Annotated in this window: 19 protein-coding genes; 12 read left to right on the top strand and 7 right to left on the bottom strand. The window is 71.0% G+C overall.

Annotated elements, in window-relative coordinates; translation table 11 throughout:
• Positions 1–8: 8 nt before the first annotated feature.
• The gene (locus AB0K67_RS15990; protein WP_364059504.1) at positions 9–905 is read right to left on the bottom strand and encodes a TetR/AcrR family transcriptional regulator; all 897 of its coding nucleotides are present in this window, start codon (positions 903–905) and stop codon (positions 9–11) included.
• 60 nt (positions 906–965) lie between these two features.
• Here AB0K67_RS15990 and AB0K67_RS15985 point away from each other — a divergent pair, with 60 nt between their 5' ends.
• A complete protein-coding gene (locus tag AB0K67_RS15985) occupies positions 966–2,666 on the top strand; it encodes a right-handed parallel beta-helix repeat-containing protein (RefSeq protein WP_364059501.1) in 1,701 nt (566 codons plus the stop codon).
• On the opposite strand, the gene hisN is transcribed toward AB0K67_RS15985, so the two are convergent.
• Positions 2,663–3,460: a histidinol-phosphatase gene (gene hisN / locus AB0K67_RS15980; RefSeq protein WP_364059498.1), complete on the bottom strand. Its 798-nt coding sequence runs from the start codon at positions 3,458–3,460 to the stop codon at positions 2,663–2,665. The two genes, AB0K67_RS15985 and hisN, sit on opposite strands and share 4 nt — an antisense overlap.
• Before the next feature lie 98 nt (positions 3,461–3,558).
• Between hisN and AB0K67_RS15975 the strand changes: the two genes are divergently transcribed.
• On the top strand, positions 3,559–4,005 hold the full coding sequence (locus AB0K67_RS15975) for a DUF4442 domain-containing protein (RefSeq protein ID WP_364059495.1): 447 nt from the start codon (positions 3,559–3,561) through the stop codon (positions 4,003–4,005).
• Between the two features lie 431 nt (positions 4,006–4,436).
• Here the strand turns inward: AB0K67_RS15975 and rsgA are convergent, their stop codons facing one another.
• Positions 4,437–5,492 carry a ribosome small subunit-dependent GTPase A gene (gene rsgA / locus AB0K67_RS15970; protein WP_364059593.1) on the bottom strand — a complete coding sequence of 352 codons (1,056 nt, stop codon included), beginning with the start codon at positions 5,490–5,492 and terminating at the stop codon, positions 4,437–4,439.
• Positions 5,493–6,577: 1,085 nt separating this feature from the next.
• Positions 6,578–7,852 carry a 3-phosphoshikimate 1-carboxyvinyltransferase gene (gene aroA / locus AB0K67_RS15965; RefSeq protein ID WP_364059492.1) on the bottom strand — a complete coding sequence of 425 codons (1,275 nt, stop codon included), beginning with the start codon at positions 7,850–7,852 and terminating at the stop codon, positions 6,578–6,580.
• Positions 7,853–8,249: 397 nt separating this feature from the next.
• Between aroA and AB0K67_RS15960 the strand changes: the two genes are divergently transcribed.
• Together AB0K67_RS15960 and AB0K67_RS15955 are read left to right on the top strand one after the other, a co-directional pair.
• Positions 8,250–8,996, top strand: coding sequence for an SOS response-associated peptidase (locus AB0K67_RS15960; RefSeq protein WP_364059489.1), 747 nt, complete (start codon positions 8,250–8,252; stop codon positions 8,994–8,996).
• Between the two features lie 155 nt (positions 8,997–9,151).
• Positions 9,152–9,484, top strand: coding sequence for a TraR/DksA C4-type zinc finger protein (locus tag AB0K67_RS15955; protein WP_364059486.1), 333 nt, complete (start codon positions 9,152–9,154; stop codon positions 9,482–9,484).
• 45 nt (positions 9,485–9,529) lie between these two features.
• On the opposite strand, the gene AB0K67_RS15950 is transcribed toward AB0K67_RS15955, so the two are convergent.
• Positions 9,530–10,270: a methyltransferase domain-containing protein gene (locus AB0K67_RS15950; RefSeq protein WP_364059483.1), complete on the bottom strand. Its 741-nt coding sequence runs from the start codon at positions 10,268–10,270 to the stop codon at positions 9,530–9,532.
• Between the two features lie 233 nt (positions 10,271–10,503).
• Here AB0K67_RS15950 and AB0K67_RS15945 point away from each other — a divergent pair, with 233 nt between their 5' ends.
• The 7 genes from AB0K67_RS15945 (at position 10,504) to AB0K67_RS15915 (ending at position 16,935) form a co-directional block, all read left to right on the top strand.
• Entirely contained in the window at positions 10,504–11,109 is a 606-nt protein-coding gene (locus tag AB0K67_RS15945) for a sigma-70 family RNA polymerase sigma factor (RefSeq protein WP_364059479.1), read from the top strand.
• Entirely contained in the window at positions 11,106–11,372 is a 267-nt protein-coding gene (gene rsrA / locus AB0K67_RS15940) for a mycothiol system anti-sigma-R factor (protein WP_364059476.1), read from the top strand. Before AB0K67_RS15945 ends, rsrA begins: the two co-directional genes overlap by 4 nt.
• A 10-nt stretch (positions 11,373–11,382) precedes the next feature.
• Complete coding sequence (locus tag AB0K67_RS15935) at positions 11,383–12,324, top strand: NAD-dependent epimerase/dehydratase family protein (protein ID WP_364059473.1); 942 nt, start codon at positions 11,383–11,385, stop codon at positions 12,322–12,324.
• A 224-nt stretch (positions 12,325–12,548) separates the two neighbouring features.
• Complete coding sequence (locus AB0K67_RS15930; protein WP_364059470.1) at positions 12,549–13,904, top strand: HD-GYP domain-containing protein; 1,356 nt, start codon at positions 12,549–12,551, stop codon at positions 13,902–13,904.
• Complete coding sequence (locus AB0K67_RS15925) at positions 13,901–15,193, top strand: HD domain-containing phosphohydrolase (protein ID WP_364059467.1); 1,293 nt, start codon at positions 13,901–13,903, stop codon at positions 15,191–15,193. Before AB0K67_RS15930 ends, AB0K67_RS15925 begins: the two co-directional genes overlap by 4 nt.
• A 132-nt stretch (positions 15,194–15,325) precedes the next feature.
• Complete coding sequence (locus AB0K67_RS15920) at positions 15,326–16,681, top strand: biotin carboxylase N-terminal domain-containing protein (RefSeq protein ID WP_364059464.1); 1,356 nt, start codon at positions 15,326–15,328, stop codon at positions 16,679–16,681.
• A 41-nt stretch (positions 16,682–16,722) separates the two neighbouring features.
• On the top strand, positions 16,723–16,935 hold the full coding sequence (locus AB0K67_RS15915; RefSeq protein WP_364059461.1) for a biotin/lipoyl-binding carrier protein: 213 nt from the start codon (positions 16,723–16,725) through the stop codon (positions 16,933–16,935).
• On the opposite strand, the gene AB0K67_RS15910 is transcribed toward AB0K67_RS15915, so the two are convergent.
• A complete protein-coding gene (locus AB0K67_RS15910; RefSeq protein ID WP_364059458.1) occupies positions 16,925–17,308 on the bottom strand; it encodes a hotdog domain-containing protein in 384 nt (127 codons plus the stop codon). The genes AB0K67_RS15915 and AB0K67_RS15910 overlap by 11 nt on opposite strands.
• A 243-nt stretch (positions 17,309–17,551) precedes the next feature.
• Here AB0K67_RS15910 and AB0K67_RS15905 point away from each other — a divergent pair, with 243 nt between their 5' ends.
• The gene (locus AB0K67_RS15905) at positions 17,552–19,219 is read left to right on the top strand and encodes a protein kinase (protein ID WP_364059455.1); all 1,668 of its coding nucleotides are present in this window, start codon (positions 17,552–17,554) and stop codon (positions 19,217–19,219) included.
• 4 nt (positions 19,220–19,223) lie between these two features.
• Here the strand turns inward: AB0K67_RS15905 and AB0K67_RS15900 are convergent, their stop codons facing one another.
• On the bottom strand, positions 19,224–20,870 hold the full coding sequence (locus AB0K67_RS15900; protein ID WP_364059452.1) for an acetolactate synthase: 1,647 nt from the start codon (positions 20,868–20,870) through the stop codon (positions 19,224–19,226).
• Positions 20,871–20,902 lie beyond the last annotated feature (32 nt).

Here is a 20,902-nt window from a genome sequence, read left to right as displayed (position 1 = left end):
TGTGCCCGTCACGGCTTCTTTCTTGTGCGGTACGCGCGTTGCTGGCAGGCGCGCGAGCAGTAGACGCGGGGGCGGCCTGTGGCGGCCGGCTCCAGCGGTTTGCCGCATTCGCGACATGAATCGTCACGGGTTTCGTCACGTTCTTGAATGAGGGCCTCGATGCCGTCGAGGATGCGGCGCAGGCCGAACTCGAAGGAGTCCTCGGGGTCGTCCCAGCCGCCGGACTCCCACAGGCGGGTGATCGTGGGGTAGGCGGTCAGGCGTTCGTACAGGGAGTCGCGGGCGCCCCACCACTCCTCCTCGGAGACGCCGCTGCGGCGCTCCTCGCGCAGGGGCTCGACCAGGCTCAGGGCCTCGGCGTCCACGAAGCGGCCGATCAGGTTGACGGCGGCGATCACCTCGTGGGGGCGCAGCGGGGTGCCGATGAGGGTGCTCAGCATGCGTTCGAAGGTCGCGACCGCGTTCGGGCCGGGGATGTTGCGTGAGCCCCGCACCTCGGCCAGCCATGGGTGGCGGCGGCGGAGGCGCCAGCCCTGCCTGGCCAGGGCTTCGAGTCGGGGGCGCCAGTCCGCGCCCTTCTGGTCGCTTCCGTCTTCCTGTGGGCCGGCGTCCTGGTGGTCGCTTCGTGGCTCGTCCGTACGGTCGCTCGGGTCCTCCGGTGCGTGCTCGCTCATCACGGCGTCGCGCATGAGGGCGACGAGCTGGTCGCGGCCCGGTACGTGGCGGTAGAGCGACATCGTGGTGAAGCCGAGCCGGTCGGCCACCTTGCGCATCGACAGGCCCTCAAGACCCTCGGCGTCGGCCAGCTCGATGCCCGCGCGCACGATCCGGTCAAGGGTCAGCCCGGCGCGCGGCGCGCTCTCCTCGCCGCGCTCCCGCCACAACAATTCGACGCCGTCGTCCATGGGTCTAGTTTATGGTGTACAAATCTGTGTACGGCATAAACGAGGCAGAGGCGGTTTGTCATGATCCAGATCTATGTGTCGCCGTCCGGTGACGACTCCGCGCCGGGCACCGAGGACCGGCCGTTCGCGACGCTCGAACGCGCCCGGGCGGCGGCCCGCGAGGCGGGTGGGAAAGCGGTCGTGCATCTCGGGGGCGGTGTCCACGTACTGAATCGGCCGTTCGAACTGGGCGAGGCCGACTCGGGGACGGTTTACCAGGCGGCCGGCCACGGCACGTCCGGGCAGGAGGAGGCCGTCATCAGCGGCGGGCGGGAGATCGCCGGCTGGCGCGTGCGCGACGGGGTGTGGCTGGCCGACGTCGGCGGCCTCGACATCCGCCAGCTCTACGTAAACGGCCGCCGCGCGTCCCGTGCCGCCGTACCGGGGCTGCCTGGCACGGTCACCGCGACCGAGACCGGTTACGTCACCGACAGCCCCGAGCCGCTGACCTGGCAGAACGTCGAGTTCGTGCACCGGGGCGTCTACCCGTGGACCGAGGCCCGCCTCCAGGTGGCCCGGATCGCGCGCGAGGGCGACTCCACCGTGATCACCATGGCGCAGCCGGGGTTCGGGTGGGCGTACGAGCTGTACCGGTCCGTCTACGAGGGCCACACCTCGATCGGACCCGGGCTGCCCACCTCCGTCGAGAACGACCCGAGCTTCCTGCGCGAGCCCGGCACGTTCGTGCTCGACCGGTCGCGGCCGGGCCGGCACGTGCTGATGTACCTGCCGCTGCCGGGGGAGGAGCCGGGGTCCGCGCGGGTCGTCGCGCCGGTCCTGGAGACGCTGGTGCGGGTGGCGGGGGCGCGGGACGTGGCGTTCAGGGGGCTGGTGTTCGCCGAGGCCACGTGGACGCGTCCCGGGCGGCCCGAGGGGTTCGTGCACTATCACGGCAGCGGGTTCTACGAGGGCGGGCCGGTCGAGCGGGCGGAGCTGGGGGAGGGCGCATATGTGACGTATCCCTTGAGTTCCGTCACGATTCCGGCGTGTGTGGAGTTCGTGGACGCGGGTGGGGCCGAGGTCGAGGGGTGCCGGTTCACCCGGCTGGGCGCCACCGGACTCGGCGTCAGCGGGGGCGAGGGCGTCACCGTATCCGGGTGCGAGTTCGACACGCTGTCCGGCGGCGGCGTCACCATGAACGGCACCCGGGGCGGCGTGATCGAGGACAACCGGGTGCGCGGGATCGGGCTGGAGTTCAGCGGGTCGCCCGGCATCGCCGTCACCGGCACCCGAGGCTGCGTCGTCGCCCACAACGAGGTCACCGACGTGCCCCACTGCGGCATCGTGGCCGGGCCTGGCGAGGGCACTCGGATCCTGCGCAACCTGACCGCCGGCACCATGCAGGTGCTGGCCGACGGAGGCGGCGTCTACCTCTCCGGGCCGCAGGGCGACTCGGCCGAGACCGGGGCCGTGGTGCGGGGCAACGTCATCAAGGACACGCGCACGCCGTACAACTTCGGGCTCTACACCGACTACGGCGCGAGCTGGGTGCTCGTCGAGGAGAACGTGGTCATGCGCGCCGACAACACGGCCGTGCTGCACGTCGGGCCGCCGCTGGAGAACGTCACCTACCGGGGCAACTTCTGGGACGCCGATCCGATCGGGCACGACGATCCGCCGAGCGGGGTGACGTACGAGGAGAACGTCACGATCGCCGACGAGGACGCGCTGGCCGCCGCGACCCGGGAGATCCGGGGCAGGGCGGGCGTGCGGCGTTCCTAGGTCCTGACCGTCGTGCCGTTGAGGCGGTCGATGACCTGGTCGTGCAGCAGGCCGTTCGTGCAGACGAGGCTGCCGCCCTCAAGGCCCTTGACGCCGGCGACGTCCGTCCAGACGCCGCCGGCCTCCTCCACGATCACGGTGAGCGCCGCCATGTCCCACGGCGACAGCTCCGGCTCGGCCGACACGTCCACCGAGCCCTCGGCGACCATCATGTGCGACCAGAAGTCCCCGTACGCGCGGGTCCGCCAGCAGGCGCGGCTCAGGTCGAGGAAGTTGTCCAGCTTGCCGGCCTTCTCCCAGCCGCCGAAGCTCGAGTACGAGAACGACGCGTCCTCCAGCGACGACACCGATGACACGTGCATGCGGGTCGCCTTGGTCAGGCTCTTGCCCGTCCACGCCCCGCCGTCGGCCGCCGCCCACCAGCGCCGGCCCAGGGCGGGGGCCGAAACCAGGCCCACGACGACCTTGCCGTACTCCATGAGCGCGATCAGCGTCGCCCAGACGGGCACGCCGCGAACATAGTTCTTGGTGCCGTCGATGGGGTCGATGATCCACGAGCGGGCGCCCCAGCCGGTCTTGCCGAACTCCTCGCCGACCACCGCGTCACGCGGCCTGGCGCGGCGCAGCGTACCCCTGATGGCCTCCTCCACCGCGCGGTCGGCGTCGCTGACCGGCGTCAGATCGGGCTTGGTCTCGACCGTGAGGTCGACCGCCTTGAACCGTCGCATGGTCAGGTCGTCGGCGGCGTCCGCCATGACATGCGCGAGGCGCAGATCATCGTTATAACTCTGCACGGTCGCCCACGCTACCGTGTCGGCCTTACGGACATCAGTTACCAACGCCCCTTTTCTGGTAACCGCCTTTTCAGTTACTCATCAGTAGCATGTCCTGCATGTCGCAAGATGTCGGTGAGCTTCTGCTGCGGTCGGTCCCTTTCGCCCGGACCCTGGGCATCGTCTTCGACACGGCCGAGGACGGGCGGGCGGTCTGCCGCGTACCTCCGCGGGCGGACCTCGCCAACCACGTCGGCGGGCCGCACGCGGGGGTGCTCTTCACGCTCGCCGAGTCCGCGTCCGGGGCCGCCGTGCTGTCTCTTTTCGCCGATCAGCTGGACCGGGCGGTGCCGCTGCCGACCACGGCGACCATCGCGTTCCGTAAGGTCGCCACCGGCGAGGTGCGGGCCTCGGCCCGGCTGTCGGCGTCGCGGGATGACGTCCTGGCGCGGCTGGACGCGGGGGAGCGGCCGGAGTTCGATGTGGAGGTGGAGATCACGAACGCGGACGGCGTCGTCGTCTCCACCCTCACCGTCACCTGGACCCTCCGCCCCAACCGCCCCTGACCACCGCCGTGGCGGGTCGGTGGCCTGGGGCGCATCCGTTCGCTTCGCTTTCGCTGCCCGGCTCTCGGGGGTGGACTCGCTGGCTTTCGGGGTGGACTCGGTGGCTTTCGGGGTGGACTCGGCGGCCGGACCGCGCCGCCGGCCGCCACGCTTCCACCTCTGCCAGGCGAATCTCATGACGACCGCTCGCCTCGGCACTTGGGGTGGCATCGCCGAACCGGGGTGCTCGCCGGCGCCTGGTAGGGCGCGCGGCCGGGAGCCGGTCGTGGAGCCGCCCGGGGCCAGGGGCCGTGCGCCGGTGCTGAGCAGCGGCGTGCTGCACCGCTTCGTACGCGTTGTGGCAGCGGTGTGCAGCACTGCTTCGCACGCGTTGTGGCAGTGGCCGGTCGCTGGAGACGTTGCCTGGTCGGGGGTGTCAGCGGGCGGAGGGTTCAGGCGCTGCGGGTGGCCGTGGGGTCGTCCAAGGTGCCCTCGCGGCTCGCCAGGAGACGGCGCAGGGACTCCAGGCGGGCGGGGTCGGCGTTGCCCGCCGCTACCCAGGCGTCCAGAGCGCAGCCCTCGCTCAGGTGGTTGCAGCCCTTCGGGCAGTCGACGGTGCCCTCCACCAGGTCAGGGAACGCCGCCAGCACCGTCTCCGTCGAGACGTGGGCCAGTCCGAAGCTGCGTACGCCCGGCGTGTCGATGATCCAGCCGCCCTCCGGCAGCTCCAGCGCGACGGCCGAGGTCGAGGTGTGACGGCCGCGGCCGGTGACGGCGTTGACCTGGGAGACGGCGCGGTTGGCGTTCGGCACCAGCGCGTTGACCAGGGTGGACTTGCCCACTCCCGAATGCCCGACCAGGACGCTGATCCGCCCCACCAGGCGCTCGCGCAGCTCGTCGAGCGGGCCGCCCTTGTGCACGACGACGTACGGCACGCCCAGCGGCTCGTACAGGGCCACCAGCTCGTCGGGCGGCGCGAGGTCGGACTTGGTGAGGCAGAGCAGGGTGTCGATCTCCGCGTCGAACGCCGCCACCAGGATGCGGTCGATCATGCGCGGTCTCGGCGGCGGGTCGGCCAGCGCGGTCACGATCACGAGCTGGTCGGCGTTGGCCACCACCGGGCGCTCGATGCCGTCGCTGTCCTCCACGTCGTCGGCCGAGCGGCGCAGCATCGACGTGCGCGGCTCCACGCGTACGACGCGGGCCAGCGTGTCGGGCTTGCCGGATACGTCGCCGACCAGCGCGACCCTGTCGCCCACGACGATGCCCTTGCGGCCCAGCTCGCGGGCCTTCATGGCGACCACGAGCCGGCGCTGGGGCGGCTTGCGTTTCTGCGCCGAGCCCTTGGGGCGTTCGGCCTCGACCAGCGTGGTGTAGCGGCCGCGGTCCACGGCCACCACAAACCCTTCCACAGCGTCCTCATGCGCAGGACGAATTCGGGTCCGCGGCCTGGAACCCTTGCCCGGCCTGACCCTGACGTCGTCCTCGTCGTACTCCCGCCTCCTCAGCGGTCCGCTCCCATGCGCTCGCTCCCCTTTCGTGAAAATTGTCTTGGTTTGTAGTGGTGATGGTAGGCAGGTGCGGAACGTCCTACGACATCCCGCGACCGATCGTCACCCGATCGTCAATCTGCCTGCCTGCCCGTTCGGTCGCACGCTCGTCGATCCGTCGGCTGCCGTCCGCTCGTCTCCCTGCGCCGGCCGTTGTCCGCTCGTCTCCCGCTGTCGACCGGCGCTGTCGACCGGCGCTGCCGATCGTCGTCCGCTCGTAGGCAGCGCATCCCGCCCCCCTGGCTTGTGTGCTCGGTCTGCAGGTGGGAGGGGCCAGGTGGTCGGTCGGTGCATCGGGTGTGCGTTGGTCTGCGTGCCGGTTTGTGCGGCGGCCTGCATGCCGACCCGTGCGAAATCTGCACGCCGGTCCATGCCGACCTGCGCGCAGACCCGTGCGAAACCTGCATGCCGGTCCGTGTTGGCCTGCGTGCCAACCCATGGGTGGCCTGCGTGCCGATCCGTGCGTGGCCAACGTGCCGGCGTGCGGTGGTGCGAGTCGGCGGGTCATGTGAGTCGGGTGGGTGGGGCCAACCGGGTGGTGGGGCGAGCCGGCGGGCTGGGGCGAGCCGGGTGGGCGGCTGGTGTCCGGCTCTCCGTGGGATGCGGTCGGGCCTCGGGTGGTGGGCGAAGGTACGCCTTCTGCCCGAGCGAGTGGCTTTCGGGGTGGGATGGGCGGCTTCACCCGGGGTCGCTCGGGCGGCGGTGTCGTGCTGGTGGGTCTCATGGTCGTCATCCGGGCGACGTGCTCTCACGTGGTGGCCTTCACCGACGTGCCCGGGGCTTCCACGGTGAAACCAGCGGTGCCGGAAAAGTAGCCGTTCGCGCAGGTGAGGCGCGTGACGCCGCTCTGGTGAGCGGAGGGCGCCCGCAGCCGGGCCCCGGAGGCCGAGGCCGCCGGGGCGTGGTGCGCGTGGGGCTGAGCGGAGATCCTCGCGGATCCAGTGTGTGCAGTCCGCAGGGCCAGGCTCACTGCGGGCCCTACATCCGGTGTCCGCATGGGCAGGCTCATCGCGGGTCCGGCATCGACGTCCACGTGGCGGTGGTCACTGGGAGGCCAGCATCGTGGTCCACATCTGGACGAACTCCGGCAAGGTCTTGGCGGTCGTCGCGATGTTCTCCACCTCGACATCCGGCACCGCGAGGCCGATCACGGCGCCGGCCGTGGCCATGCGGTGGTCGTCGTAGCTGTGGAAGACGCCGCCGTGGAGCGGGCGGGGCCGGATGATCAGGCCGTCGTCGGTCTCCTCGGCGTCGCCGCCCAGGCGGTTGATCTCGGTGACGAGCGCGGCCAGGCGGTCGGTCTCGTGGCCGCGCAGGTGGCTCACGCCCCTGATGCGGCTCGGCGTGGTGGCCAGGGCGGCGAGCGCGGCGATGGTCGGGGTCAGCTCGCCCACCTCGTGGAGGTCGGCGTCGAGACCGGTGACCTTCCCGGTGCCGGTGACCACGAGGTCGTCGCCGGAGCGGGTGACCGTGGCGCCCATGGACGTGAGCAGCCCGCGCAGCGCGTCGCCCGGCTGGGTGGTGCGGGCCGGCCAGGCCGGGATCGTCACCGTGCCGCCCGTCACCAGGGCCGCCGCGAGGAACGGGGCCGCGTTGGACAGGTCGGGCTCGACCGTCACGTCTCTGGCCGTGATCGGCCCTGGCTCCACCCGCCACACGTCGCGCTCGCTGGCGTCGACCGAGACGCCCACCGCCCGCAGCATCTCGATCGTCATCTCGATGTGCGGCTGCGAGGGCACCGGCGGCCCCACGTGGCGTACGGTGATGCCCTTCTCAAAACGCGCGGCCGTCAGCAGCAGACCCGAGACGAACTGCGACGAGCCGGACGCGTCGAGCGTCACCTCGCCGCCCGTCGTCGGCCCGCTGATCGTGAACGGCAGCGCGTCGTTGTCGACGCGGGCCCCGAGCGAGCGCAGCGCGTCGAGCATGGGGCCCATCGGGCGCTTGCGTGCATGGGGATCGCCGTCGAACGAGACCGGCCCATCGGCCAGCGCCGCCATCGGCGGAACGAACCGCATCACCGTGCCGGCCAGGCCGACGTCGATGTGGGCGCCGCCGCGGATCGGGCCCGGCGTCACCGCCCAGTCGACGCCCGCCGAAGTCTCGCGCGTGGCCTCGAACGTGGTGCCGAGCGCGCGCAGCGCCGCGACCATGAGGTCGGCGTCGCGGCTGCGCAGGGCCTGGCGTACGACGCCTGGACCGTCGGCGAGCGCGGCCAGCAGGAGCGCGCGGTTGGTCACCGACTTGGAGCCGGGCAGCGGGACGGTGGCGACGACGGGATCTGTCGCCGTCGGGGCGGGCCAGTGCTGAGCGGGCATGGTCAAAGAGTACTGGCCGTGGGTGGCCGGAGGCCGCAGGCTGTGGATGACGGGGCTGTTGTCGTCGCTCCCTGTGGACGACCGTCACATGCTCCGTCGGTGGTCGCCGCAGACGATCGTGTGCGGGTCGGTGTGTGAGAGCGGGGCGTGTGAGGGCGGGGGCGTCCCCGCGCGTGGGCGTGTGCGGGTCGGCAGGTGAAGGTGAGGCACCGTGACAGTGGGGCGGGTGAACGGTGGGCACGCGCTGGTGGGGAGTGTGACGGCGAGGCCGTGCGCCGCCCGACCCGGTACGTGCCGGTAGGCGCCACCCCAGCGGTTGGACCGCATGGGCGGCTGCAACCGGCCGGCACCGTGAGGCGAACATGCGCGCGAAAGCCTGACGTGGCAGTGTGGGGTCATGTGCGGTAGATACGCCTCGGCGCGCAAGAAGCACGAGTTGCTGGAGGAGTTCCAGGTCGAGCAGGACCCGGAGCCCGACAAGGAGCTCGGGCCCGACTACAACGTCGCGCCGACCAAGAACGTCTACGCAGTGCTGAGCCGCGTGCCCAAGGATGCCGAGCGGGCGGTGCGGCAGCTGAGGGTCGTCAAGTGGGGCCTGGTGCCGGCGTGGGCCAAGGACCCGTCGATCGGCTCCCGGCTGATCAACGCCAGGGCCGAGACTCTGGCGGAGAAGCCGTCGTTCCGGCAGGCGTTCGCCAAGCGCAGGTGCCTGCTGCCGGCCGACGGCTACTTCGAGTGGATGCCGGTCGAGGGCGAAAAGAAGAAGAAACAGCCGTACTTCATCCATCCGGCCGATGGCGGGGTGCTGGCCATGGCCGGTCTGTACGAGTTCTGGAAGGACCCGTCCAGGGACGATGACGACCCGCTCAAGTGGCTGGTGACCTGCACCGTCATCACCACGAACGCCGAGGACCAGCTCGGCCGCATCCACGACAGGATGCCCATGATGATCGACAAGGATCACTGGGCGGAGTGGCTCGATCCCAAGCTGACCGACACCGAGCAGGCGGGGCGGCTGCTGGTGCCCGCCGAGCCGGGACGGCTCACCGCGTACCCGGTGTCCACGGACGTCAACAACGTCCGCAACAACGGACCGGACCTCATCAAACCCCTCCCCGACGAGGAGGAGACCGCGCTCTTTTAAAGGTGTAAGAAGCCCGGTAAGTGGGCATCCGGTGAGGAAAGCGATGCAACCGTTCACACGGTGTCACCGCTGAACCTTGCCCCCTTGATCACACCGGGCGGGACATCCGGGGGGTCCTGGCCGCGGCGTACCCCTTTACCCGGAGGTGCGGATTCGTGGATGTCACGACCGCTCGTGAGCGGCTGGAAGAAATGCTCGCCGACCTCGACCGTTCGATCGGGGTCCTGCGCGGCGAGCCGGTCGGCGTGCGCGACCGCTCTGCGGCCGACGCCGGCTCCGACCTGACCGACGCCGACCGGGCCCAGGCCATGCTGACCGTTGCCACGAGCCAGCGGCAGGCCATCGTCGAGGCGCTCAAACGCATCGACGAGGGCGCGTACGGCCGGTGCGTCGACTGCGCCAAGCCGGTGCCGGAAGGCAGGCTCGAAGCCCGGCCCGAGGCGGCGCGATGCGTGCCCTGCCAGGGCAAACGCGAACGCCGCCGCTGATCCGATCCGGTCGTACAGGAGGGAGTGGAGGGCGCGGCCCTGGCCTCACTTCTTGCGGGCGCTGGCCACCAGGTGGATGCCGACCGTGTCGTCGTCATCGGGATGGGCTTCGAGCTCGGTGCGCACCAGGTAGTTGAGCGCCCGCGCGTCCGAGCCGAGCACGTGGTCGACCGTGGACGGCGACAGCACCGTACGGGGCCGCATCCACTCGATCTCGAGGCCGGCGCCCTGGAGCAGCTCGCGCAGCTGCGTGCTGCTGAAGCAGCGCGTGATGCTGCCGTCGGGCCACGGCACCAGCATGACCTCGCCGGTCTGCCGGAGGTGCTGCCACTGCTCCTGCTCGGCCAGGATGGCCATGCCGAGCACCAGGGAGTCGACGCACACCAGAGCGCGCCCGCCGGGCCGCAGCACCCTGGCCACGTCGTTCATGGCGGACTCGGCCATGAGCTCGATGGACATCACGCGCTCTTCGGCGAGCACCGCGTCCACGCTCTCGTCGGGCAGGAACGCCAGGTCGTCGGCGCGCACGTGGCGTACGCGGTCGGCGTCGCGCAGCCGGGACTGACTGTCGGCGGTGCGGCGGAAGTCGAGCACCTCGATCACCCGGTGCCCGGCTCTGGCGGCCTGGCCCGACCATCGCCCGCGGCCGCCGGAAAGGTCGAGGATGACGGAGGGTTCGGCGGGAAGCCATCGGTTGAGTTGTTCGGCGGCGACGGCGCGGTAGAAGGTCCAGTACGGCCCGAGCGTCCCTGAGCCGTTCAGTTCCTCGGCCGGAATGGGCAGCACACGCGACTCCTGGGTTCCGGAAAAAGGGCTACCAGCCGGTACGTATGACGTTCCCCGCACCGGGTCCTTCGTACCTTCTATCTTGCGGGAACAGACAAGGGCTCGGGTGTGTTGCGACGAGCATGCTCACATTGGCTGAACCCCGACCCGCTGACCCATCGGTCGCGAGCCAGCGGGTATCCTCCCCTGAGTACGGTGTACCGCCACAGCCGGCCACCGGTGATCTTAGGGGGGTGGGTCCGGTGCCCGCGACAGGCGCGGAGACGCTGGAGCAACGAAGCGAGCGCTTCGAGCGCGACGTCATGCCTTATCTCGAGCAGCTCTACTCCGCGGCGCTCCGGATGACCCGGAACCCCGCGGACGCGGAGGACCTGCTGCAGGAGACGTTCGCCAAGGCGTTCGCGTCCTTCCACCAGTTCCAGCAGGGCACCAACCTGAAGGCGTGGCTTTACCGGATCCTCACCAACACCTTCATCAACAGCTATCGCAAGAAGCAGCGCGAGCCGAAGCAGTCGGGCACCGAGGAGATCGAGGACTGGCAGCTCGCGCGGGCCGAGTCCCACACCTCGAGCGGTCTGAAGTCCGCCGAGGTCGAGGCGCTCGAGCACCTGCCCGACGGCGACATCAAGAAGGCGTTGGCGTCTTTGCCCGAGGAGTTCAGGATCGCGGTCTACCTGGCCGACGTCGAAGGCTTCCCCTACAAGGAGATCGCCGACATCATGGGCACGCCGATCGGCACCGTGATGTCGAGGCTGCACAGGGGACGCAGGCAGCTGCGGGGCCTCCTTGAGGACTACGCCCGCGAGCGCGGCCTGGTCCCGGCGGAGGGATCGAAATGAGCTGTGGCAACCCGCACGACACCGACTGTCGTGAAGTGCTCGACAAGGTCTACGAGTACCTCGACGGCGAGCTGACCGAGAGCGACGTCGCGCAGATCAAGGTGCATCTCGACGAGTGCGGTCCCTGCCTCAAGGAGTACGACCTGGACAAAGCGGTCAAGGAGCTGGTCCACAAACACTGTGGTTGTGACCCGGTTCCGGCCGACCTGCGGTCCAAGGTGCTCGATCGCATCGCGCAAGTGAGGGCGGAGCTCGCCGACTAAGATTCACTTCATGCGCGTGTTGGTCACCGGTGGTGCCGGGTTCATCGGATCGAATCTCGTCGATCGCCTGTTGGCCGACGGCCATGAAGTCGACGTCGTCGACGACCTGTCGTCCGGCAGTCGCGACAATCTCGCCGAGGCGGCCACCAGCGACCGCTTCCGGCTGCACGAGATGGACATCCGCGACCGCGCGCTCGTCGACCTGATGACCGAGCTGCAGCCGGAGGTGGTCTGCCACCTCGCGGCGCAGATCAGCGTGCGCAAGAGCGTGGCCGACCCGGCCTACGACGCCAGGCTCAACGTCGAGGGCACGGCCGCGGTGCTGGCCGCCGCCCACGAGGGCCGCACCCGCAAGGTGGTCTTCGCCTCGTCGGTCGCCGTCTACGGGCGGCCGGCCACGATCCCGGTGCCCGGTGACGCGGCCACCGACCCGCGCTCGCCGTACGCGGCGTCCAAGCTGAGCGGCGAGATCTACCTCGCCACGTTCAAGGCCCTGTACGGCCTCGAATACACCACGCTGGTGCTGTCCAACGTCTACGGCCCCCGCCAGGCACCCGACGGCGAGGCCGGCGTGGTCTCGATCTTCACCGACGCGCTGCTCAACGGCACGCCCACGGTCGTCTACGGCGACGGCAGCCAGACCCGCGACTACGTCTACGTCGACGACGTGGTCGACGGTTTCGTCCGCGCCTGCGGCCCCGAGGGCAACGGCCGCCGCTTCAACCTCGGCACCGGCATCCAGACCACCGACCGGCGCCTGCACAGCCTCATCGCCGACGCGGCCGGCGCGCAGGACAAGCCGGGCTTCGCGCCGCCGCGGCCGGGCGACCTGCCCGCGATGGCCGTCGACCCGGTGCCCGCCCACGAGGGCCTCGGCTGGCAGCCCCGCACCGACCTCGCGACCGGGCTGAAGAAGACGGTCGAATGGGCCGCCGCGCGTCGCGGCAAGTAGTGACTTGATTACGCTTTGCTTGCGATTTCCGACTCTCCCCTTGCGGCCACCCTGTCTTCTGTAGCGTGAGACCCACAAGTCGACGTGGAGGCATGTGGATGTCGAAGGTTACGGTCGCCCGGCTGCTCACCACCCTCGTGCTGATCGCTCCCGCGGTCGCGTTGATGTCCGGCGGCATCCTGCCTCCCGGAGTGACCTGGACCTGATGGCTATGGGGGGCCGCCATGCGTGATCTGCCGTGGCCCGCAAGGGTCTATCTGGTCGCCGTGATCGGGGCGGCGGCCGCTCTCATCGTCCGCGGCGTGATCGTCTCCGGCGCGCCCGTGGTCACCGAGGACCTGGACATTCTCCTGGTCCTCGCCCTGCTGTTCCTGGTGTGCGAGTCGATGCCGACGCTGCTCAACGTGGAGCAGACCGCGGTGTCCGTCAGCTTCTCCGCCTCGCTCGCGGCGGTGGTGCTGATCGGCCCCGAGGGCGCCGCGCTGGTCGGGCTGACCGCGATGGTCAGCGTCAGGCCCGGACTGCCGCTGGTCAAACGGCTGTTCAACGGCGCTCAATTCGCCATCTGCGGTTACACCGCCGGGCGGGTCTACGAGGCGTTGGACGGCCGGGTCGGCGTGCCCGACGTCAACGCGTTCGACGACCTCATCGGCCCGTACGCCGCGGCCACGGCCGTGTTCGTGCCGCTCAACATCGCGCTCACGCTCACCATGATCGGGCTGGCCACGCACGTGCGGGCCACCGAGATGCCGATGCGCGGCATGGCCCAGTTCCTGCTGTCGTATCTGGGCTACGGCACGTTCGGGCTGCTGGTGGCGGGGCTGTGGGCCACGGTGGCGTCGATCTCCGCGGTGCTGGTGCTGGTGCCGCTGTTCGTGGCGCGCTGGGCGTTCGGGCAGTATCACGCGCAGCAGCGCTCGTACGACGCGACGATCGCCGCGCTCTGTCAGGCCGTGGAGACGAAGGACTACTACACGCGCGGTCACTGCACGCGCGTCTCACACGCGTCGTCCATGATCGCGCAGGAGATCGGCATGGGCCCCCAGCGGGTGCGCGCCATCCGCTACGCGGGCATGCTGCACGACGTGGGCAAGCTCGGCGTGCCCACCAAGGTGCTGCAGAAGGAGGGGCCGCTGACGGAGGAGGAGTTCGCCGCGATCCAGCTTCACCCGATGCGCGGGCTGGAGATCGTGCGCGGCATCGGCTTCCTCGACGAGGCGTACGCCGGGATCATGCACCACCACGAGCGGCACGACGGCACCGGATACCCGATGGGGCTGGCGGGCGACGAGATCCCCGAGTTCGCCAAGGTCATCGCGGTGGCCGACGCGTTCGACTCGATGACGTCGGACCGTTCCTACCGGGGCGCGCGGCCGGTGCCGGTGGCCATCGACGAGCTGCGCAAGAGCGCGGGCACGCACTTCGACCCGGTCATGGTGGCGGCGTTCATCCGCGCGCTCGAACGCGAGCCGTGGCAGCCGCCGCGCCGTGTCGATCCGCCGCCGCCCGAGGTCGCCGAGACGCAGATCAAGGACCACGACGACCCGACGATGCCCATCCAGGTCGTGACCGGGCCATGATCACCACTGAGCGTGTGAGGAGACGGGATCGGTCGCTGCACACGGTCCTGCGCAGGCTCGACTCGGGGCAGCTGCTGCTCATCTGCGCGGCCGGGCTGGTGGCGCTGACCGGTGTGGCGTACACGGCGGCCGAGGGGCTCGACCGGCCGGAGATCGCGGTCGGGTTCGGCGCGCTGATCGCGGTCGGCGAGCTGGCCAGGCTGACCATGCCGGGCAACAGGGAGGTCGCGCCCATCGGGGCCGCCGCCGCGCTGGGCTACACGCTGCTGCTCGACCTCAGCCAGAACCCGCTGCGCCACTCGGCGCTGCAGGTCGTGGCGGTGATCGCGGTCGGCATGCTGGCGGGGGCGCTGCCGCACCTGGCGGTGGGCCGCCCGCCGCGCCTCGACGCGATGGCCAGGCGGCTGCTCACCGGCGCGCTGCTGGCCTTCGCCTTCCGCCCGCTGGCCGACCCCCTGTACGAGCTGACCACGCCGCCCACGAGCACCTGGTGGCCGGCGCTGGCGGTGATGGTGACGTTGATCACGATCACGCTGCTGGTGGACGTGCTGATCGCCGCGCTGCTGCGGGCCGAGCAGGTGCGCACCGCGTTCCGGGTGGCGGTGCGCGACGAGCTCAACATGGCGTTCCCGCTGGGGGCCGCCGTGGGGTCGTCGGGCGTGCTGCTGGCGCTGGCCACGCACAGCATGGACCTGGTGGCGCTGCTGGTGTTCGCCGCGCCGCTGCTGGTCACGCAGGTGGCCTTCCGCAAGTACGCCGGCATCCGCGCCACCTACCTGCAGACCGTGCGCGCCCTGTCGCGGGTCACCGAGGTCGGCGGCTACGTCGAGCCGGGGCACTCGCGCCGGGTCAGCCGCCTGGCCGTGGCCATCGGCAGGGAGCTGGGCATGGCCGAGCCCGAGCTGCTGGAGCTGGAGTACGCCGCGCTCATGCACGACATCGGCCAGCTCTCGCTGCGCGACCCCATCCCGGGCGGGGCGACCGTGCTGACCGAGCCCGACCAGGCGCGCCGCATCGCCGAGCTGGGCGCCGAGGTCATCAAGCAGACGGGCGTGCTCGACCGGGTGGCCGAGGTGGTGCGCAGGCAGTGCGACATGATCGCCGACGATCCGCCGCTGTCGAGCCGCATCATCAAGGTCGCCAACGCCTACGACGACCTGGTGGGGCCCTCGACCGACCGCGACAGGAGCGGGGCGGCGCTGGAGCGCATCCGGTTGTCGGCCGGCAGCGCGTACGATGCCCATGCGGTGGAGGCGCTGGCCCGCGTGATCGACCGCGGCCGGATCTGAGATCTACAGCCGGCCGCGCTCCGGAGGTGTTTCCAGCCGTTCACTTTTGTGGGTTTCCTACAGATCGTGCTCGCCGGATCGGTGGTTTAGGGGGAAAGGGGTCAAGGCAGTGGCGGTCGTAGGGTTGTCGGCGTGCTTACTGAGACGCTCGGACCCGTTCTGATCGCCAACCGAGGGGAGATCGCGCGGCGGATCATCCGCACGGTCAAGCGGATGGGCCTGCGAGCCATCGCGGTCCACTCCGAGGCCGACGCCGACCTGCCCTACGTCCGCGAGGCCGACGAGGCCGTGCTGCTCGGACCGGCCAACCCGGCGCAGAGCTACCTCGACGTCGCCAAGGTGCTGCAGGCGGCGCGCGACACCGGCGCCAAGGCGATCCACCCCGGCTACGGCTTCCTCGCCGAGAACGCCGCGTTCGCCAGGGCCGTGATCGAGGCCGGGATGGTGTGGATCGGCCCGTCGCCCGAGGCCATCGACAAAATGGGCGACAAGATCAACGCTCGTAACCTCATGGAGGCCGCCGGCGTGCCGGTCGCGGCGGGCACCCGCGAGCCGGTGACGGACCTGTCGCAGGCGCTCAAGGCCGCCGAGTCCATCGGCTACCCGGTCATGGTCAAGACCGCGGGCGGCGGCGGTGGCATCGGCATGAGCGTCGCCCACGACGAGGAGGCGCTGGCCAAGGCGTACGAGCAGGCCGCCAGGGCGGCGGCGCGGTTCTCCGGCGACGCGCTCGACGGGCCCGCCGTGCTGCTCGAGCGCTACATCGAGCGGGCCCGCCACGTCGAGGTGCAGATCCTCGGCCTGCCCGGTGGCGAGGTCGTCGCGCTGGGCGAGCGCGACTGCTCGGTGCAGCGCCGCCACCAGAAGGTCGTCGAGGAGTCGCCGTCGCCCGGCATCAGCGCCGAGCTGCGCGAGCGCATGCTCAAGGCGGCGGTGCGGGCCGGCGAGGCGGTCGGCTACGTCGGCGCGGGCACGGTCGAGTGCCTGGTCGACGCCGACAAGCAGGACTTCGTGTTCCTGGAGATGAACACCAGGCTGCAGGTGGAGCACCCGGTCACCGAGCTGGTGACCGGCCTCGATCTGGTCGAGCTGCAGCTGCGGGTGGCGGCCGGCGAGCGCCCCGAGGTGCGGCCCGAGCCGCGCGGCCACGCCATCGAGTTCCGGGTGTACGCCGAGGACCCCAAGCGGTTCTTCCCCGGCCCCGGAAAGATCACGGCGTGGGAGGAGCCTGCGGGCGACGGCGTGCGCGTCGACTCGGGCTACGCGGAGGGCAACACCGTCACCCCGTTCTACGACCCGCTGATGGCCAAGCTGTGCGTCCACGGCTCCGACCGGGCGGAGGCGCTGGAGAAGGGCCGCAAGGCGATCGCGGAGTTCGTCGTCGAGGGCCCGAAGAACAACCTGCCGTTCTGCGCGGAGCTACTGGAGAACGCGGAGTTCGCCGCCGGCGACTATGACACCGGCCTGGTCGCGCGGATGCGCGCGTAGGCCGCATGAGATTGTTGGATCAGTGAAAGAGGGAGGTCCCGGTGGCTGAGGTACGCGCTGAGATGGTGGCGAACGTGTGGAAGGTCCTCGTCAAGGAGGGCGACACCGTCTCCGACGGCGACACGCTCGTCATCCTCGAGTCCATGAAGATGGAGATCCCGGTGATCGCCGAGGACGACGGCGTGGTGGCGCAGCTCAAGGTGGCCGAGGGCGACGTGATCCAGGAAGGCGACCTGATCGCGGTCATCGAGTAGTGCGGGCGAGGAACCTGGCACGGTCGACCACGACGCGCTCGATCGTGCCCTTGCCGACCACGGCGCCGCGCTCGTCGTGGGCCTCGAACGCGAAGACCAGCCGCCGCCCGTCGACCTCGGTCAGCTCGACGCCGACCTGCACGCGCGCGCCGAGCGGGCTGGCGGCCAGGTGATCGAGGGCGACCCGGGTGCCGACGGAGGTCTCGCCGGGCGCGAGATGCCGGCCGACGGCGCGTACGGTCGCGGCCTCGGCCAGGGCGAGCAGCCGGGGTGTGGCCAGCACGGGCACATCACCGCTGCCGATCTCCTTGGCGGTGTCGGCCATCTCGACGACGGTCGAAAGCTGGGCGCGCAGCCCTGGTGCGAGCGTCATGGGGATCAGCCTAAGGGCGGCGGAATGGGCCCGCTGACTTCCCGGAAACGCGGACAAGTGCTCCTGCAAGGCCTCAGGATAGGCTTTGTACGGCTTGAGGCTTTTGAGTGGCATGTGAGACAGGTGAGTCGTACACTCTCTGAGTTCCGTGACCACTGTGTAACCTCACCGCGACAAAACTTCGCTTTGTTGGAGATCCGCGGGGTGGGAGAGGTACGGACGTAGGGGGGTAGCGGGGGAATCATGGTGGCCCAAGGGACGACGCTGGCGGGACGGTATCGCCTGGATACCCGCATCGGCGCCGGTGGCATGGGCGAGGTGTGGCGAGGCGAGGACACCGTGCTCGCCCGCACCGTCGCCGTCAAAGTGCTGCTCCCAGGCCGCATGCAGGACCCCGGCTTCGTCGCCCGCTTCCAGGGGGAGGCGCGGGCGATGGCCACGATCAACCACCCCGGGGTCGTGGACGTCTACGACTACGGCGTCAGCGGCGACACCGTCTACCTGGTGATGAAGTTCGTCGACGGCGAGCCGCTCGACCGGCTGCTCGCCCGGCTGGGCCGCATCCCGCCGCAGGCGGCCATGGAGCTGATCGCGCAGGCCGCCTCGGCCCTGCAGGCCGTCCACGACCAGGGCATCGTGCACCGTGACGTCAAGCCGGGCAACCTGCTCGTGCAGCGCGACGGCACGCTCGTGCTCACCGACTTCGGCATCGCGCGCTCCGACATCGCAAGCCGGCTCACCGACGCCGGCATGGTGCTCGGCACCGCCGCCTACTGCGCTCCCGAGCAGGCCGAAGGCGCCCCCGTGACGCCCGCCGTCGACATCTACGCGCTCGGCGTCGTCGCGTACGAGTGCCTGGTGGGCCAGCGGCCCTTCGACGGCGACAGCGCCGTCACGATCGCGCTCAAGCACATCCGCGAGGCTCCGCCGCCGCTGCCGGCCGACATCCCGCAGCCGGTGCGCCGGCTCGTGGACATCGCGCTGTCGAAGGACCCCGCCAGGCGCTACCCCAACGCGCGCGCGATGAGCGAGGCCGCCAGGGCGATCGCGAGCGGGCAGACCCCGGCCGCGCCCGAGGCGCTGTCCGGCGCGCTGTCCACCGCGCCGTCCACGGGGGCGACGATGGCGCCGCCGCCCGAGGCGTACCAGCAGACCGGCTCCTACCAGCCGCGCGAGACCGACCCCTACCAGACCGGCGCCCGGCTGGCCCAGGAGGACACCAACGTCTCCGAGCGGCGCGGGAGCCGGCGTGCCGCCAAGGCGCCGCGCAGGACCGGGCTGGTCGCCGGCATCGCGGCGGCCGTCGTGCTCGGCGCGGGCGCCGGTGCGGTCGCGCTGACCGGCATCACCGGCACGCCCGCGGAGCCGACCCAGACCACCTCCGCTGTGGCCAACCAGGGCGACGGTAAGGAGGGCAAGCCCAAGACGAGCAGGCCCCCCAAGACCAGGACGGCCGAGCCGCCCACCCGCGAGCCCGAGCCGACGCGAGCCGCCGAGCAGACGGTCAACCGCCCCTACAGCCCGAAGCCCTCGGTCACCCGGAGCACCCCCGTGGCGACCGAGGAGCCCGCCAAGACGCCCACCACCACGCCTTCCACCAGCCCGACGCCGTCGAAGTCGCCATCCGCGAGCCCGACGGTCAAGAAGGTGCTGGTGCCGAACGTGGTGGGCAGGCGTCTGCTCGAGGCCCAGGGCATGATCGAGGCGGCCGGCCTGCAGCCGGTGATCGAGGACCGCACGACCACCACCGACGGCCGGCGCTGCGGGCGGATCAAGCAGACCACGCCGGGGCCGGGCAAGGCGGTGGACAAGGGCACGGAGATCAAGATGGTGCTCATCGACAGCGTCTGCCCCGAGGACAGCCCGCCGGAGACGCCCACGCCGACCCCCACGCCCTCCAAGGCGCCCTGACGGGTCAGACGCCCGTCGTGTTGCGCGGGTAGGCGATCTGCGGGTCCGTCGCGATGTTCACCATGTACGGCACCCCCGAGTCGAACGCCCTGCGCAGCGCGGGACCGATCTCCGACGGCTTGGTCACCAGCTCGCCGCCGCCGCCGAGCGCGGTGACCACCTGGTCGTAGCGGCACTGCGGCTGCAGCTCGGCCGCCACGTCGTAGCCGTACAGCAGCTGCATGGGGTGCTTCTCCAGGCCCCAGATGCCGTTGTTGCCGCAGATCATGACGACCGGCAGCCTGTGCCGCACCAGCGTGTCGACGTCCATCAGCGAAAAGCCCGCCGCGCCGTCGCCGAGCAGCAGCACCACCTGTGAGGACGGCCTGGCCAGGCGGGCGGCGATGGAGTAGCCGAGCCCGGTGCCGAGACAGCCGTACGGGCCGGGGTCGAGCCAGTTGCCCGGCCGCTTCGGCTCGACGTACTTGCCCGCGTACGAGACGAAGTCGCCGCCGTCGCCGATCACCACGGCGTCGTCGTCGAGCACCTTGGCCAGCTCGCCGTAGATGCGCATCGGGTGGATCGGGTCGGCGTCGGAGGCCAGCAGCTCGGCGTCGCCGGCGATGGCGGCCTTGGCGGCGCCGGACAGCTTCTCCACCCACGGCGCGTACGCGTCGGGCTTCACCCCCGCCTCCGCGCAGGCCGTGCCGAGGCTCCAGAACACCACCGACAGGTCGCCCGCGGCCGACGCGGCCGGCTGCATGTGGGTGGTGAGCTGCGAGGGCGCGTCGGCGATGTGCACCACCCTGGCGAGCGGCGCGCCGTCCTTGCCGCCGAACCAGCCGTAGCCGAGCCGGAAGTCGAGCGGCGTGCCCACCACGATCACCAGGTCGGCCTGGCCGAAGGCCATGCCCCGCGCCCTGGTCACCAGCAGCTCGTGGCCCGATGGCAGGATGCCGCGGCCCTGCCCGTTGGGGATGACCGGCAGCCGCCACGTCTCGGCGAAGTCGCGGGCCGCCTCCTCCGCGCGGTCCATCCACACGTCGGAGCCGTACACCAGGACCGGGCGCTCGGCCTCGGCCAGCAGGCGCGCGATGCCCGCCAGGTCGTCGGGGTCGGGCTCCAGCGGGGACGGCGTCTGCGTGCGCACCTCGTGGACAGGGGAGGGCGAGAACAGGTGGTCCATGTAGAAGTCGAGGAAGACGGGGCCGCGATGCGGCGCCACCGCCGTACGGAAGGCCACCTCGACGTCCTGCCCGATCGAGTCGGCCCCGCTCGCCGTGAACGACAGCTTGGTGATCGGGTCGAGCAGCGGCGGATGGTCCATCTCCTGCAGCGCGCCGCTGCCCCAGCGCGACTGGGGCGCCCGGCCGCCGAGCACCACGACGGGCGAGCCGTTGAAGTGTGCCGTCGCCACGCCGCTCACCCCGTTGGTGACGCCCGGGCCCGCCGTCAGCACCGCCAGGCCGGGGCTCCTGGTCAGCCGTGCGGTCGCCTCGGCGGCGAAGACCGCGCTCTGCTCGTGGCGTACGTCGAGGATGCGCATGCCCTCGTGCACCGCGCCATCGTAGAGGGGGAAGACGTGGCCGCCCGAGAGGGTGAACATGGTCTCGACGCCATAGGCCTTGGACACGGCGACGGCGGCGTCACCGGCGTGCTTCGCAGACTCCATGCCCGGAACTTACCAACCAGTCACAGGAGTAA

It is taken from the genome of Nonomuraea sp. NPDC052634, assembly GCF_040678535.1.
Classification (GTDB): Bacteria; Actinomycetota; Actinomycetes; order Streptosporangiales; family Streptosporangiaceae; genus Nonomuraea; species Nonomuraea fastidiosa.
Note: the sequence above shows the minus strand (reverse complement) of the source record. Positions and strands in the feature narration are given on the sequence as shown.